Source organism: Pseudomonas sp. Sample_24 (assembly GCF_004307605.1).
In the GTDB taxonomy this organism is placed as follows: domain Bacteria; phylum Pseudomonadota; class Gammaproteobacteria; order Pseudomonadales; family Pseudomonadaceae; genus Aquipseudomonas.
In genome coordinates this window covers 1-1,200 of the sequence record NZ_RCNW01000485.1, presented here as the reverse complement: position 1 = coordinate 1,200, position 1,200 = coordinate 1, and the positions used below count along the sequence as shown (strand labels likewise).

Annotated in this window: 1 protein-coding gene; it reads right to left on the bottom strand. The window is 56.0% G+C overall.

The genetic code is table 11. The features are described 5' to 3' along the window. Positions 1-907, bottom strand: a 907-nt coding sequence (locus tag D8V06_RS27935) for a glutamine synthetase family protein (RefSeq protein ID WP_130932246.1), incomplete at its 3' end; no start/stop codon positions are given. Positions 908-1,200: the final 293 nt, after the last annotated feature.

Below are 1,200 nucleotides of genomic sequence, written 5' to 3'. Positions count from 1 at the left end.
TCTCGAGCACACCGCCGATCGCGTGACGCAGTGCGGCGTTCTGCTCGGGATCCTCACTGGCAAAAATGTTTTTGCCATCTTTGTCGAGAATCGAGATGTGGACGTGCAGCCCGTTGCCCGCCTGGCCCGGGTAAGGCTTGGCCATGAAGGTGGTGTCCATTTCATGGTCGTAGGCGATGTTCTTGATCAGGCGCTTGAGCAGGACGGCGTAATCGCAGGCCTTGATCGGGTCGGCCACGTGGTGCAGGTTCACTTCGAACTGCGCCGGGGCACTTTCCTTGACGATGGCGTCGGCCGGGATGCCTTGCTCTTTTGCACCTTCCAGAATGTCCTGGAGGCAGTCGACGTACTCGTCGAGGTCGTCGATCAGGTAGACCTGTGTCGAATGCGGGCGTTTGCCGGAAATCGGCGAGCGGGGCGGTTGCGGACGACCGTTCACGTTCTCCTGGTCGATCAGGTAGAACTCCAGTTCGAACGCGGCGCAGATGGTCAGGCCCATCTCATCGAACTTGGTCACCACCTGTCGCAGCACTTCACGCGGGTCGGCGAAGAAAGGGTCACCTTCGAGTTCGTGCATGGTCATCAACAGTTGCGCGGTCGGGCGCTTCTGCCATGGCTCGTTGCACAGGGTATCGGGAATTGGATAGCAGATTCGGTCAGCATCACCGATGTCCAGGCCCAGGCCGGTGCTTTCCACCGTAGAGCCATTGATATCCAGAGCAAATAGAGAGGCCGGCAGGTTGATGCCTTTCTCGTAAACCTTGTGGAGGCTGGTGCGTTCGATGCGCTTGCCGCGCACCACACCATTCATATCCGCAATCAGAAGGTCAACGTACAGAACCTCAGGATGTTCCTTAAGGAACGCGTTCGCTTCGTTAAGCTGAACGGCACGCGGGGGTACCGACATGATGCAACACCTTTGTTGTTAAAAATATCAATCATTGATCTTTTCGGTTTCCAGTCAACCCGAACGGCATGCCGAAGTCAAGCGAGGCCTTTTTTGCCCTAAAAAAGCGCTCGTGTGGCTTTTTTGAGGCACTTTGGGGCGTTTTTATGCCCTTGGCCTCTATGGCGCCCGCGGGCTTGAGCGGGCCGTGTTGTATTTTTTACGGGGGTGTTGTGTAAAAAAATGAACAAGGCTAAGCTCGAATCAAACCCATAACAGCAATAATACCGGGGTGCTTCATGTCTCGCCTGCCG